12 protein-coding genes, 1 tRNA gene and 1 riboswitch are annotated in these 14,275 nt (G+C 60.1%); of the genes, 6 read left to right on the forward strand and 7 right to left on the reverse strand.

The genetic code is table 11. The features are described 5' to 3' along the window. Nucleotides 1-54 precede the first annotated feature (54 nt). A complete protein-coding gene (locus tag AC1PUL_RS15600; protein WP_480465051.1) occupies nt 55-468 on the forward strand; it encodes a tellurite resistance TerB family protein in 414 nt (137 codons plus the stop codon). A gap of 99 nt (nt 469-567) precedes the next feature. Here the strand turns inward: AC1PUL_RS15600 and AC1PUL_RS15605 are convergent, their stop codons facing one another. Beyond that, nucleotides 568-1,443 (reverse strand): transporter substrate-binding domain-containing protein, encoded by an 876-nt coding sequence (locus AC1PUL_RS15605; RefSeq protein WP_480465052.1) that lies wholly within the window; start codon nt 1,441-1,443, stop codon nt 568-570. A 23-nt stretch (nt 1,444-1,466) separates the two neighbouring features. On the opposite strand from AC1PUL_RS15605, the gene AC1PUL_RS15610 reads away from it, so the two are divergent. Both AC1PUL_RS15610 and AC1PUL_RS15615 read left to right on the forward strand, forming a co-directional pair. After that, nucleotides 1,467-3,446 carry a glycosyltransferase family 2 protein gene (locus AC1PUL_RS15610; protein WP_480465053.1) on the forward strand — a complete coding sequence of 660 codons (1,980 nt, stop codon included), beginning with the start codon at nt 1,467-1,469 and terminating at the stop codon, nt 3,444-3,446. Nucleotides 3,447-3,507: 61 nt separating this feature from the next. After that, entirely contained in the window at nt 3,508-4,062 is a 555-nt protein-coding gene (locus AC1PUL_RS15615; protein WP_480465054.1) for an NADPH-dependent FMN reductase, read from the forward strand. A gap of 3 nt (nt 4,063-4,065) precedes the next feature. Here AC1PUL_RS15615 and AC1PUL_RS15620 read toward each other — a convergent pair. Then, nucleotides 4,066-4,139: transfer RNA gene (locus AC1PUL_RS15620), tRNA-Gly, on the reverse strand. 73 nt (nt 4,140-4,212) lie between these two features. Beyond that, nucleotides 4,213-5,304, reverse strand: a complete 1,092-nt coding sequence (locus AC1PUL_RS15625) for a 2'-deoxycytidine 5'-triphosphate deaminase (RefSeq protein WP_480465055.1) — start codon at nt 5,302-5,304, stop codon at nt 4,213-4,215. Nucleotides 5,305-5,384: 80 nt separating this feature from the next. Next, nucleotides 5,385-5,463, forward strand: a riboswitch (SAM riboswitch). Nucleotides 5,464-5,508: 45 nt separating this feature from the next. Between AC1PUL_RS15625 and AC1PUL_RS15630 the strand changes: the two genes are divergently transcribed. From AC1PUL_RS15630 to AC1PUL_RS15640, 3 genes are all read left to right on the forward strand, one after another. Then, nucleotides 5,509-6,687 (forward strand): O-succinylhomoserine sulfhydrylase, encoded by a 1,179-nt coding sequence (locus tag AC1PUL_RS15630; protein ID WP_480465056.1) that lies wholly within the window; start codon nt 5,509-5,511, stop codon nt 6,685-6,687. 189 nt (nt 6,688-6,876) lie between these two features. Beyond that, nucleotides 6,877-7,269, forward strand: a complete 393-nt coding sequence (gene apaG, locus AC1PUL_RS15635; RefSeq protein ID WP_480468600.1) for a Co2+/Mg2+ efflux protein ApaG — start codon at nt 6,877-6,879, stop codon at nt 7,267-7,269. A gap of 77 nt (nt 7,270-7,346) precedes the next feature. Beyond that, nucleotides 7,347-8,273, forward strand: a complete 927-nt coding sequence (locus tag AC1PUL_RS15640; RefSeq protein WP_480465057.1) for an MYG1 family protein — start codon at nt 7,347-7,349, stop codon at nt 8,271-8,273. 46 nt (nt 8,274-8,319) lie between these two features. Here the strand turns inward: AC1PUL_RS15640 and AC1PUL_RS15645 are convergent, their stop codons facing one another. The 4 genes from AC1PUL_RS15645 to AC1PUL_RS15660 all read right to left on the reverse strand — a co-directional run bounded on the left by AC1PUL_RS15645 (nt 8,320) and on the right by AC1PUL_RS15660 (nt 13,895). Beyond that, nucleotides 8,320-10,137: a putative bifunctional diguanylate cyclase/phosphodiesterase gene (locus AC1PUL_RS15645; RefSeq protein ID WP_480465058.1), complete on the reverse strand. Its 1,818-nt coding sequence runs from the start codon at nt 10,135-10,137 to the stop codon at nt 8,320-8,322. 511 nt (nt 10,138-10,648) lie between these two features. Next, nucleotides 10,649-11,638: an Hsp33 family molecular chaperone gene (locus AC1PUL_RS15650; protein ID WP_480465059.1), complete on the reverse strand. Its 990-nt coding sequence runs from the start codon at nt 11,636-11,638 to the stop codon at nt 10,649-10,651. A 122-nt stretch (nt 11,639-11,760) separates the two neighbouring features. Then, a complete protein-coding gene (gene argF, locus AC1PUL_RS15655) occupies nt 11,761-12,678 on the reverse strand; it encodes an ornithine carbamoyltransferase (protein ID WP_480465060.1) in 918 nt (305 codons plus the stop codon). A 14-nt stretch (nt 12,679-12,692) separates the two neighbouring features. Beyond that, nucleotides 12,693-13,895, reverse strand: coding sequence for an acetylornithine transaminase (locus AC1PUL_RS15660; RefSeq protein WP_480465061.1), 1,203 nt, complete (start codon nt 13,893-13,895; stop codon nt 12,693-12,695). Between the last annotated feature and the right edge of the window lie 380 nt (nt 13,896-14,275).

The following is a 14,275-nucleotide window of genomic DNA, read 5'->3' on the forward strand; positions in this document are numbered from 1 at the left end:
ACACCCTGCCCCGCCTCTTACTCTCTGCCCCACTGTAACTGGAAACCTTCTTACATGAACAAGCCCGTCTCTCCGGAGGAAGCCCTGATCTTCGTTATGGTCATGGCGTCTGCCGTCGATAATGCCATGGCCGAAAAAGAACTCGTCCGCATCGGCCAATTGATCGACATCCTTCCAGTCTTTGAAAACTTCGACAAGGAACGCCTGATCGAGGTCTCGCAACGCTGCGCCGGTCTCCTGGCTGGCCCGGAGGGACTGGATATTGCGCTGGAAACCATTCGCGACGCCCTGCCCGACTGGCTGCACGACACAGCCTATGCGCTTGCCGTTGAGATCGTTGCCGTCGACCTCACGCTTCGAGCCGAAGAAGTGCGTCTCCTCCAACTGCTTCGCGATCGCCTGGAGCTCGACAAGCTGACCTGTGCCGCGCTGGAGCGCAGCGCCTCGGCTCGCTATCGCCGGATCTGAACACCTGATCAGACTTTCGTCGGCAAGCCGTCGAGCCATTGGCTTGGCGGCTTTGTTTTCTTGCAGGCTCTTATTGCAGAACCGTGAGAACTGCTTCCATTAGAAGAGGCCCGCCGGGAAGTATCGAAGATAGATCTCTTCCAGCCTTCCGTCCTCCGACACCGCCGCAAGTGCGCTTTCAAGGGCGGCGGCCAGGGCTCCGTCCTGTCCCGCGACCATGATCGTCATTCCCTCGCCAAGATGGCGCTCAGACAGGAAGGGACCATCGAGGAACCGGCAGCACCCGGCAGCGGCCGGGCTCATCATCCAGAAAGAAAGCTGGAGTGCATCGGCAAAGACCGCTTCCACCTGTTTATCCTTGAGGCCCGCCATCAAGGCGGCCTGATCCTCAAAGGTCGTTGGGGTTATGCCGGTGAAGAAAGCTTTCAGCATCGAGTGATGTGCCGTATCGCGAACGACACCTACCTTTTTACCAGCAAGCGCCTCGGCATCCTGCCGGGGCAGGACAACATCGTTTCGCGTCAGGAAGCGCGCTGGCAACAGGAGATAGGGACGGGTGAAGTTGAACTTTTCACGCAGCTCTTGCGTCACGGCGACGCCCGCGATCACGGCTTCGCCCTGTCCGGCCTCCAGAGCCGAAGTCAGCTGTCCGTAAGGCAGAGCCTGGACCTGGCAGCGCGCCTCAAGCGCAAGCTCCTGACACAGCGCCCTTGCAAGATCGATATGGAAGCCGGTCAGCCGCCCGCTCTGATCGATGAAGTTAAACGGCGGAAAGTCCGTCGTGGTCAGGAAGCGTAGGCGGAGCACCCCGCTCACATCGGGGCGGACCAGTCGTTCGCGCGCATCGAACAGAACTGGCAATTCCGTGTTTTGCGATCGCGCTGGCGACGCGGACAACACCAGCATCGCGAAAAAGGCCAATCCGAAGAGCCACAACCCAACTAAATCTAGGGATGTAACTTTGCCGCGCATCACTATCATCTTCAACCGGGGTCAGGGTGGGGCGTTATCCGAACCGGATGACGTGTAGCAGCTTGGTGTGGACGAGGGAATACGGCCCGCGGATGGTTGCCGCGCGCCTCGGTTCAGATCGGGGGCAAGTCCAGCGGAGCGCAGTCGGCGCTGCCGAAGCGGAGACATGGACGCGGCTGAAATACGAGGCGCGTCTGCTGCATGTGCTCGGCATGTCGAAACCATTGATTGCGCGCATGGCAAAGCGAGCTGCCGCCAACGGAACCAGCGTCGAGGCCGAACTGCTTGCAAGCGGACTGATCGAAGAAGAGGCCTATTTTGCAGGCCTGGCACGGATGTATGGTTTGCCCTTTCTGCCAGAGATCGACCCATCGCTGCTTGTTGATTACGCCCATGGCGATACACAGCTTGCAGAACCGAGAATGCTGCGGCTGCACCATAGCGACCGGCCACCGGTCATGGCAGTCGCACCGCATATTGTGAACATGGAAGGACTGGCGAAACGCTTCGTTCGCGATGGCAAAAGCGCCAGCAGCCTCGTTGTGACGACGCCGAGTGCGATCCGTCGCGCCAGCTGGAAAGTCGGAGAGAACCGGCGCGTGGCTCATGCCGTGCGGGGATTATTCGACAGGTTGCAGCCCCTTTCAGCACGGCTTGTGGTGACAGGCGATCAGGGTTTCGTGGCCGGGGCCGGACTTTGCCTGATCTGTCTACTCGCGTTCATGGCACCGATGCTTGCTGCCATTGCAGCACACCTAACGCTCTCCCTCTTCCATGCCGCTGCGCTCATGCTGCGTTTGGCGGTCGTTTCCCATGGACGACGCCACCCGGTTTCCGACGCGAAACTTGAGTGTGATAGCGAGACACTGCCGATCTACACCGTCATGGTGGCGCTCTATCGCGAGGCCGATGTCGTACCACAACTGATCAGGGCCCTAGATACGCTGGACTGGCCGCGCAGCCTGCTCGACATCAAGCTGGTTTGTGAGGCTGACGATTGCGAGACGATTGAGGCGATCCGCCAGTCGAAGCCCGGCCCCCATGTGGAGGTTGTGGCGGTCCCGGCCATGGCACCGCGCACCAAACCCAAGGCCCTGACCTATGCGTTGGCCGGCGCGCGTGGAACGTTTCTCACGATATACGACGCCGAGGATCGGCCGCATCCGCAGCAACTGCGAGAAGCCTATCACGCTTTCCGACTGGGGCCGCCAGACCTCGCCTGTCTTCAGGCACCTCTGGTCATCGGTAATGCCGGGGAAAGCTGGCTCAGCGCCATCTTTGCGCTTGAATATTCCGCGCTTTTTCGTCGGATTCTGCCAGCGCTTGGGCATCATCGCATGCCTCTGCCCCTCGGCGGAACGTCGAACCATTTCAAAACGGCCCTACTGAGAGAAAGCGGCGGCTGGGATCCATACAATGTCACCGAAGATGCGGATCTCGGCATGCGCCTCTACCGTATGGGCTACCGTTCATCTACCCTGACTTTGCCGACGCTCGAGGATGCGCCGACCGAAATTCGGGTTTGGCTTGCCCAGCGGACACGCTGGTACAAAGGATGGCTTCAAACTTGGCTGGTCCTGATGCGCAAACCGCTGCAAACGGCGCGCGACATGGGCTGGCGGGCGTTCCTTGTCTTCCAATTGCTGGTCGGCGGCATGCTGATTGCGGCGCTCAGCCATCCCGGTCTGATTGTTTTCATCACCCTGCTCGTGATCTCGCTGATGCAGCCTCCCTCGGCGCAGCCAGATCTCTTCACCACCATGATGCTGGCCATGGACATTTTTAACATTCTCGGGAGCTACGCGATCTTCTTCGTGCTCGGGGCAACGCCGATGACGAAAGGCGAGAAGGCAGGCGTGGGCTGGAAATGGGCGATGATACCGGTTTACTGGATGGCGGTGTCGCTGGCGGCCTGGAAGGCCGTGATCGAGCTCCGGCTCAAACCGTTCCACTGGAACAAGACACCTCATCGCCCCAGCCGAACCGCTTTGCCGGCGACTGAGTGATTGCCCCGGACAGGTGGTCCTTCTACTCTGGGACAACACGATGCATCCGGAGACGACGACTATGGTGACATTGCTCGGTATTTCAGGAAGCCTGCGTAAGGGCTCCCTCAACACAGCCCTGCTGCATGCGGCAGCAGCCCTGCCCGCAGACGGCTACCGACTGGAAACAGCCGGCATCCAGGGCATCCCGCTTTATGACGGGGATCTAGAGGCATCGGACGGGATCCCACCAGCGGTCACGGCCTTGAAGGACAGGATCACCGCCGCCGACGGCATCGTCCTGTTCACGCCGGAATACAACAACGGCATTCCTGGCGCCTTCAAGAACGCCATCGACTGGCTGTCACGTCCCTCCTCCGACACGTCACGGGTCTTCGGCGGCAAGCCTTGCGCGCTTGTCGGCGCCTCGCCCGGAAATTTCGGCACCTTGCTCAGCCAGAATGCCTGGCTGTCAGTCCTGCACACCCTCGGCTGCCGAACCTTTTCAGAAAAGCGGCTGATGGTGTCTCGGGCTCACACGCTGTTCGACGGGGATGGCAAGCTGACGGATGAAGCGACGCAAAAGCGGCTCAGCGAGATGCTTGCAGCGTTTGCCAGTTTTGCGCGGCAGACATAAGGCTGGAGCGGGTGAAGGGAATCGAACCCTCGTATTCAGCTTGGGAAGCTGCTGCTCTACCATTGAGCTACACCCGCGACGGTCAGAGGAATCCAACAGTTCGCTGCTGGTGTCAAGCGCCGGCAGCCGGCTTTGCCGGAGCCTTGGTCGTCAAGGTTGGCGAAAATGCTTGGAGAGCTTCAGACCCTGCGCCTGATAGTTGGAGCCTAGCCCCGTGCCGTATAGGCCTTCCGGGCGCTCCTGCATGTGCTCGTAAACCAGGCGGCCGATGACCTGACCGTGCTCCAGGATGAAGGGCACCTCGTGGCTTCTGACTTCCAGCACCGCACGGCTGCCCGAGCCGCCAGCGGCCGCATGGCCGAAGCCGGGGTCGAAGAAGCCGGCGTAATGGACACGGAACTCCCCGACGAGCGGGTCATAAGGCGTCATTTCGGCAGCGTAGAGCGGGGGAACGTGGACGGCTTCGTTGGAAACCAGGATGTAGAACTCGTCGGGATCCAGGATCAGCTCGCCGCGCCCTCGGCTGTAGAGCGGTTCCCAGAAGTCGAGGACGTCGTGGGCGGCCTTGCGATCGACATCGATGACCGATGTGTGGTGCTTGCCGCGATATCCGATGAGACCGTCCGGCCCCGAGCCGGTCAGGTCTATGGACAACGCAATCCCACCGCCGGAAATGTTCGGCATGTCGCTTGCGACCAGCGTCTCCGCCTTGTGCAGGTCGAGCAGCTCGGCCTCGTTCAGAAGCGCGTGGCCGACGCGGAAGCGGATCTGCGACAGGCGCGAACCACGGCGGACGATGATCGGGAAGGTGCGCGGAGAGATCTCAAGGTAGAGCTGGCCCTTGTATCCGGCCGGCACCTTGTCGAATTCCTGGGCGTAGTCGACCATGACGCGGGTGAAGATGTCGAGGCGACCCGTGGAGCTCTTCGGATTGGCGGAAGCCGAGATCTCGGAGGGAAGGTCCAGGCTCTCCATCAGCGGCACGATGTAGACGCAGCCGGTTTCGAGAACCGCCCCCTGCTCCAGATCGATCTCGTGCAGCGTCAGTTTCTCGAGCTTGTGGGCTACAGTGCTGTTGCGACCCGGCATGAAGCTGGCGCGTACCCGCATCGCCTTGCCGCCCAGACGCAGGTCGAGGCTGGCCGGCTGGATCTGGTCCTTGTCGAGCATGACCTCGCTTTTCAGCTGGCCCTGACCGAACAAGGCACCGATCGCGCGATCGGACAAAATCCCTGGCTTCATGGTGGCTTTCCCAATCCTGTTTGGGCTCGACAAAACCAAAGGCCACCAATTGACGCAAGGCCTGCAAAGGCGTAATTGCAGCCTTATCCCGTGGTGATTTGGCCGGTCGGCTTGCAGCCACGTTAAACAAGTGGCTAAATAGACCGGGTTTACAAAACCGGTCCGTTCTCGCGACCGGTTTTTTTGTGTTCGAAAGGCACGTGCATGAGCAAGAACTGGCGCCCGGCCACCCAACTCGTCCATGGCGGCACGCTGCGCTCTCCTTATGGCGAGACGTCGGAAGCGATCTTCCTCACCCAGGGCTTCGTCTATGAAAGCTCGGAGGCGGCAGAAGCCCGCTTCAAGGGCGAGAACGACGGCTATATCTACGCCCGCTATGGCAGCCCGACCAATGACATGTTCGAAAAGCGCATGTGCATGATGGAAGGTGCCGAGGATGCCCGTGCGATGGCGTCGGGTATGGCTGCCGTTGCTGCTGCCGTGCTCTGCCAGGTGAAGGCCGGGGACCATATCGTCGCGGCTCGCGCGCTGTTCGGTTCCTGCCGCTATGTCGTTGAAACGCTCGCGCCGCGCTATGGCGTGGAATGCACCCTCGTCGATGGTCGCGACCTCGCCAATTGGGAAGCCGCGATCCGGCCGAACACCAAGGTCATGTTCCTCGAAAGCCCGACCAACCCGACACTCGAGGTGATCGATGTCGCCGGCGTGGCCAAGCTCGCTGACCAGATCGGCGCCAAGCTGATCGTCGACAACGTATTTGCAACACCCCTCTTCCAGAAGCCGCTGGAACTCGGCGCGCATGTCGTCGTCTATTCCGCGACTAAGCATATCGACGGTCAGGGCCGCTGCCTTGGTGGCGTGGTGCTCTCGTCCAAGGAATGGATCAACGAGAACCTGCACGACTATTTCCGCCACACAGGTCCTGCCATGTCGCCGTTCAATGCCTGGACGCTGCTGAAGGGCATGGAGACGCTGCCGTTGCGTGTGAAGCAGCAGACGACGAGTGCTGCCGCGATTGCCGATTTCCTGGCGGAACAGAGCGCCGTCGCCAAGGTCATCTATCCTGGCCGCAAAGATCATCCGCAGGCCGATATCATCGCCAAGCAGATGACGGGTAGCTCGACGCTGGTCTGCTTCGAGCTGAAGGGCGGCAAGGAAGCGGCCTTCAAGCTGCAGAACGCCATGGAGATCGTGAAGATCTCCAACAATCTCGGCGATGCCAAGAGCCTGATTACCCATCCAGCAACCACCACCCATAAGAACCTGACCGACGAGGCGCGTGCCGAGCTCGGCATCTCCGGTGGGACTGTACGCTTCTCCTGCGGCATCGAGGATACCCAGGACCTTCTCGATGACTTCGCACGCGCCCTGAAAGCCGTCTGAGCTCATCGATCGAATCGTCATGCAAAAATTTCAGCCGCGGGAAGCATCGCGGATGAGCAATTGACCTTGACGTGATCAGTCGCGTCGTTATCCCTTGAAAAGGCATGGTGTTCGTGTGTCGCCCTTGCTGCCGCCACAATGAACGCCATTTCTATTGGCATCGAAGGCAAGCTTTCGCAGGGTCCAGGCATGTATCGCGCTCTGACACGGGACATAGAGGTTCAAGTCGAACCTTACTATCTCGAGGAACAGTCTGACCCCGATGACAGCCGCTATGTCTGGGGCTACCGGATCGTCATCTCCAATCATTCTGCCAAGCCTGTGCGGCTGACTCATCGCTACTGGCATATCACCGATCAGAACGGTCAAATCGACGAAGTCAGCGGACCTGGTGTGGTCGGCGAGCAACCCCGGCTGGACCCTGGCGACACCTATGAATATTCCTCCGGCTGTCCGTTGGATACGCCTTCGGGAATGATGTATGGCACATACCGCATGGAAACCGACGACGGCGAGAGCTTTGATGTCGAAATCCCTGCCTTCTCGCTCGACAGCCCTGGAATGATCCGGACCCTCAATTGAGGATTGTCAGTTGAGTTGATCGGCCCCAGCCGCTATCTGGAGACATCGATCCCGACGTCGCCGAGGGCATATCCGGTATGAGCATAACCCATCTCGTAACCCATAGTGGCGGTTTTCATGCCGATGAACTGCTGTCGAGCGTTATCCTCACACGGCTATATCCGACGGCTCAGATCGTGCGCAGCCGGGCGCCGGAGTGGATCACACCCGCATCTGATCGCATCATCTACGATGTCGGCGGCGCGTATGATGACGCTCAACAGATTTTCGACCACCATCAGCGTGGAGCACCGCTGCGCGAGGACGGTCAGCCTTACAGCTCCTTCGGACTTGTCTGGAAGCATTACGGGCGTGCATATCTCGCCGACTGGGGTGTACCGGCCGATCATGTCGAGGCGGTTCATCAAAGCTTCGATACGAAATTCGTACTGCCCGTCGATTTGATGGACAATGGCGCGCTGAGCCCGGGAGCCGCCGGCCCGCTGGCAGACCTTACGCTGCCAAGCCTCTTGGAAACCCTGAAACCGGTGTTCGACGACAAGGAACCGGGCGCAGATGACAGGGCCTTTCATGCGGCTCTCGTGATCGCGCGCGCTGTCGTTGAGGCTGCCATCCGCCAGAGGGCGGCCAAGTTGCGCGCCGAGACCCTTGTTTTCGACGCCATTGCCGCGACTGGCAAAGGGCGCGTGCTGGAGCTGCCCATGGGCATGCCGTTCCGCCCCGCTATCGTGAAGGCTGGCGCCGACCACCTTCTGTTCGTCATCCATCCGCGTGACAAAGACTGGTGCATCACCGGGATCCGCAAATCGGACGACAGTTTCGACCAGCGAGCGGATTTGCCTGCGGCCTGGGCCGGGCTCAGTAACGGCGAACTGGAGACGGTCTCTGGCGTGAAGGGAGCAACCTTCTGTCACAACGGTCGCTTTATTGCTGCCGCCAATTCACGGGAAGCCATTCTGGAAATGGCAAAGATCGCCGTCGAGACGGCACTGCAACCGGCTTGAGGGTCTGTAAGACCTGTGCGCTGGATCTCGCCCGGCTATAGACCACTTATGCGAGGTTGACGTTGACAGGCTGGCGGGCGTCCACCATCAGCAGGCTCAGGACATTCCGCTGCGACATGGGCTTGCCAAAGAGGTATCCCTGGATCAACTGCGGGGAGAGAGGCGCAAGCGTTGCCATCTCGGCCTCGGTTTCTACACCTTCCAAGACGCATTTGAGCCCCAGGTTGCGGCAAAGCGTGATGATGCCCGCGACGATTTCCCGCGACGTCGCGCTGGCGGCTACCTTGCGAACGAAAGTCTTGTCAATCTTCACTTTGTCGAGCGGCAATTGGTCGATGTATTCGAAGCTCGAATAACCGGAGCCGAAATCGTCGAGCGCAATCTTGAAGCCGGCAGACGAGAGATCCTCCAGAAGCACGCAGGAGGCCGCGATATCCTTCATGACGGCGGTCTCCGTGATCTCGAACTCGATCCGAGCCGGACTGATCTGGCGCTTGTGAACCTGCGCCGCGAGCGAAAAGATGAAGGCGCGATCGGCAAGATCCTGCGCCGAGAGATTGAATGACACGGTGATATCGTCGGGCCAGAGCTCCAATGCGTCGAGCGCCTTGCCGAACAGGATTCGGGTGACCTGCTGGATGAGGCCAGCGCGCTCTGCTGCGCGAATGAAACGGTCCGGCCTGACGGGGCCAAGCGTTGGGCTCTCCCAGCGGGCCAGCGCCTCGAAACTTACGACCTTGTTTGCGGTGATGTCATATTGCGGCTGGAACTGGAGATGGAATTCTTCTTCCATCCGCGCCTCGCGCAGCGCCTTCTCCAGCGCCAGACTTTCGCGCATTTCCTTGTCCTGGTTGACTGTGAAGATCACCGACTGGTGGCGGGCCACTTGCTTGCCGTGATAAAGGGCGAAATCGGCCTTCTCGTAGATCTGCCGTGCGGTGGAGCCCATGGACGGGAAATGGGCAAAGCCGATCGTTCCGCTGACGCTCAGCACCAAAGGCTGAAGCTCGTAGTCCCGGCTGATGTCGTTGATCAGGCTGTTGCCGAAGGCCTCCACCTCGGCAGCACTCCTTTCGCCTTCAATGACGATGGCGAATTCGTCACCGCCGATCCGACCGAATTCGATGGCGTCCGTTTGCCGGAGCCTCAGCCGCTCCACGACAGCACAGAGAATATGGTCTCCGACAGCATGGCCATAGATGTCGTTGACGGACTTGAAGCCATCGAGATCGAGAACACCGACCCAAAAGGGTTTCTGGTCCTCGACCAGTTCTTCGATCCGGGCAAAGACGGAGCGCCGGTTGGCAATGCCGGTCAGGCTGTCACGCGCAGCGAGCTGGTCCGCCAGAAGTCGCGCATCAATTTGCCGGAGGATTGCCTTTCGCAATAGGCTTGCCATGCCGAAGGAGGCAAAGGAGGTGGCAAGCCCGATGAAAACGAACTGGTTGGCGATCTCGGGCGAAGCCTGTGCGGAAAACCAGAACAGGCTGCCGATCGACAGCGTGACGCTGGCCAATGTCGTCCTCAGGGTTACCCCCGTGGTTGAGAAGACCACAGCCATCAAGACGAAGTAGATGAGTTTCTGCTCCTCGAACTGCAAGAGCATGTAGGCGGCGACGTTGGAGTACATCAGCAGATTTGTGACGAATCCAACGATTTCGAGCCGCTGCAATGACGTGCCACGCGCTGGTAGCAATCCCCATCGAAAAACCGTGTAGAGTAACGCCGTGAGGAGACTGATGCCGCCTAAAATGAAGAGGTTGAGACCAGTTTCATCCCGCCAGTGCAGCCAGGTCACGAGATAGTAGTAAGCGGCGCCGGGCAGGAGGAAGCCGCGTACGATCGGTCTGTATGCCTCCGCCATCGCCCGCCTGCGGGTGACGCTGGTCCATAACCGGTATTGGTGTCTCAGCGCTTCGCTGAAGCCAGCCCACGGCCGCAGCTGTGGCCTGGTGTCCTTTTCGGCGGTGGCCGACAGTCCGGAATCAGCCGCATCTTTCGATACTCGCATTCACTATGTCCCCAAAGCGCTTCGAGGCACCTTAAGAAACATGTATTTAGAATAACTGAATAATTGCGTGGAAATACGCACTATTCCCAGAGCGTACAGCGCAGAGTTGCTGGAATGGGCATGCCTAGACTTCTCCACGGAAGCAGCCGCCGCAGAGAAGCGCGGTCTAGATTGGCAAAGTAACATGTCCTGTTCGACAGGTGTTCGACCGCCATGTAGTAGTCGAGGGCCGGTTACCCGGCCCTCTGCAGATCGATCAAGCGTTAGATCATTTCCGGTGAAAACGGGATCACCTGAAATGCTCTATCTATTTTTTTACGCAGTCCAGACGCAAAACCGCTGACGCACTTTTGCTGGACCTGCTCTAGACCGCTACCAATTCGTCCGGGCCGAATTCGTATTCCGTCGAGCAAAATTCGCAGGTGACGGTGATCTTGCCGTTCTCCGAACTCGCTTCGATTTCTTCGGCCGAGAAGCCCTGCAGAACGCCCTTCAAACGCTCACGCGAGCAACTGCAGCGATCATACACCGTCTGCGGCTCATAGGCGCGCACACCGCGCTCATGGAAGAGACGGAACAGCAGCCGTTCGATACCCACCTGCGGATCGGTGAGTTCGTCGGCATCGATCGTCTCGACCAGCATGCGGGCTTCATCCCAGGCATCGTCGCCATGCAGATCTGAATCCCGATCGTCACCGTCGCCGCCATGCAGATCGGGCTGGCGCATGCGCTCGGGCGCATCGGGCAGGAACTGGGCGATCAGGCCGCCTGCGCGCCAGGTGCGACGCGGCTTGCCGTCGGCATCGCGATCGAAGAGCTCGGCAGCCCCGAGACGCACACGCGTCGGGATCTGTTCCGACTGGCGGAAGTAAACACCGGCGATGTCTTCGAGCGAGGTGCCGTCGAGCGGGACTATGCCCTGGTAAGGCTGCATGAAGGAGCCCTGGTCGATGGTGAAGGCAAGCACGCCCTCGCCGAGCAACTCCTCGGGCGAAGCACGACCGGCCGCGACGGCATCGGCCACTGCCTGCTCGTCGAAGCGGGCATAGGCGCGCACGTTTTCCGGCGTCGCGAAGTCGGCGACAAGCAGGTCGACGGGGCCGTTGCCTTTGGTCTGAACCGTGAACTTGCCTTCAAACTTCAGCGAGGTGCCGATCAGCACGGTCAAGACAATGGCTTCAGCCAGAAGCCGCGCCACAGGCGCAGGATAGGCGTGGCGTTCGAGGATGGTGTTGATCAGCGGTCCGAGCTGGACGGCACGGCCGCGGACGTCGAGGCCCTCCACCTGGAAAGGAACCACGCGATCATCGCCGGCGAAACCGAATTCGCCGAGTTCTACTTGTCTCGTCGACATGAATGTACTCCCGGCACATAAAGCGCCATATGCTGGGCCCGAGCGGCCCGATCAGAAAGGGCACAGATGGGATCACCTGCGCGAAACGTCAAGTCGCCTGGCAGACGGCCCAAAATCCGATCTCAGATGGCGCCGAGGCACCAGGCGAGGATCGACTTTTGCGCGTGCAGGCGGTTCTCCGCCTCGTCGAAGACCACTGACTGCGCTCCATCAATCACCTCGTCGGTCACTTCTTCGCCGCGATGGGCTGGCAGGCAATGCAGGAACAGCGCTTCGTCCTTCGCCTTGCTCATCAGTTCGGCATTGACCTGGAACGGCTGGAAGACGTTGTGGCCGCGTGCCTTGTGCTCTTGGTTCATCGAGACCCAGGTGTCGGTGATCACCGCGTCAGCGCCAGCAACTGCCCGATCGGCGTCATGGCAGAGCATGATCTCACCGCCATTGTTGCGGGCCCAGTTGAGGATCTTGTCATCAGGCTCGGAGCCGAGCGGCACGGCCATGTTCATCTTGTAGCCAAAGCGGGCGGCACCTTCGACCAGCGAATGCAGCACATTGTTGCCGTCACCGGTCCAGGCGAGCGTCTTGCCGGTCACCGAGCCGCGATGCTCCTCGATCGTCATGATGTCCGCCATGATCTGGCAGGGATGGGTGAGGTCCGTCAGCGCATTGATGACGGGTACCGTCGCATGCTCTGCCATTTCCAGCAGGCGGGCGTGGTCAGTGGTGCGGATCATGATCGCATCGACGTAGCGGGACAGGACCTTAGCGGTATCGCCGATTGTTTCGGCGCGACCGAGCTGCATTTCAGTCCCCGAAAGGAACAGCGTTTCGCCGCCCAGCTGCCGCATGCCGACATCGAAGGAAACGCGCGTGCGGGTCGAAGGCTTCTCGAAGATCATGGCGAGCATCTTGCCGGCCAGCGGCTTGTCGGCCGTGCCGGCCTTCGTTGCCTGCTTGCGGGTCTTCGCGTCTTCGAGAATGCCGCGCAGGTCCTCTGCCATGACTGCAGAGAGATCGAGAAAATGCTTCGGAGATGCCATGAATGGGTCCTGTATTAGGCAGACGCTGCGACTGCCGCCTTGGCGCGGATATGCTCTGCGGCGTGTTCGATGCGAGCGAGACCATCGCGCGCTTCTGTGGCCGTGACTGTCAGCGGCGGCAGAAGGCGGATGACGTTGTCGCCGGCGGGAACACCGAGGAGATGTTCGTCGCGCATCGCCATGAGAAGATCGGTGTTCGGAACCTTGGCCTTGATGCCAAGCATCAGACCTTCGCCGCGCACTTCTTCAATCACGTCGGGAAAACGGTCCTTGAGTGAAGCAAGGCCCTGGCGGAAGACAAGCGCCGTATCGCGCACATTCTCAAGGAAGCCATCGCCGAGCACAACGTCGAGAACGGCATTGCCCACGGCCATAGCCAGCGGGTTGCCGCCATAGGTGGAGCCATGCGTGCCGGCCTTCATGCCATAGGCTGCCTCTTCGGTCGCGAGGCAAGCGCCGAGCGGGAAGCCGCCACCGATGCCCTTGGCCACTGCCATGATGTCTGGGGTGATGCCCGCCCATTCGTGGGCGAAGAGCTTGCCGGTACGGCCAACGCCACACTGAACCTCGTCGAGGACGAGCAGCAGACCGTGCTCGTCGCAGAGATCACGCAAGGCACGCAGCATTTCGACCGGAATCGGACGAATACCGCCCTCACCCTGGACCGGCTCGACCAGGATTGCAGCGGTGGCATCGGTGATAGCTGCCTTGACGGCCTCAAGGTCACCAAACGGCACCTGATCAAAACCTGGCGCCTTCGGACCGAAGCCCTCAAGATACTTCTCCTGGCCGCCGGCGGCGATCGTCGCGATGGTGCGGCCATGGAAGGCGCCTTCCATCGTGATGATGTGGAACTTCTCCGGATGGCCTTTGGCAAAATGGTAACGGCGGGCGGTCTTAATCGCGCATTCAAGCGCTTCCGCGCCCGAATTGGTGAAGAAGACGCGATCGGCAAAGGTCACGTCGGTCAAACGCGTGGCCAAGGCTTCCTGCCCCGGCACTTCGTAAAGGTTGGAGAGATGCCAGACCTTGTCGGCCTGATCCTTCAAAGCGCCGACGACATGCGGATGGCCATGGCCAACAGATGTTACGGCGACACCGCCCGCGAAATCGAGATAGCGTTCGCCAGTTTCCGTCACCAGCCAGACGCCCTCGCCTCGCTCGAAACGCAGTGGCGCCCGATTGTAGGTCTGATAGAGCGGCGTAGCATTGGCCATGGCTTCACAATCCTTCTCGACATTCCGGCACCAGGTACGGAACAGCCCATGACAGGGCCTCGAAAAAATTAAAAATGCCGCCTTGCGGCGGCGTCGGCACTATCAGCATTTCGTCCTGGGATGTCAACGAATTCCGCAGGAATCGCAGGAGTAGTCGCCGAATCGGCCCACTCGCCTAAAGAGCGTGCGCGACAAGATTCCACCTGTTGCATACTTGACTCACTCGGGAAGCAAGTTGGGGAAAACCGGAAAATCGATTCCAGATGATTCCCGCGACTCTTGTCACGGAGTCGGCGTGCCTCTAGGTTAAATTTCATTAATAGATTGCATGCGGCGGAAGTGCTCACCGACAGTATCGAGGCGGTTATGTTTCGGATTCG

Source organism: Rhizobium sp. P43 (assembly GCF_056730705.1).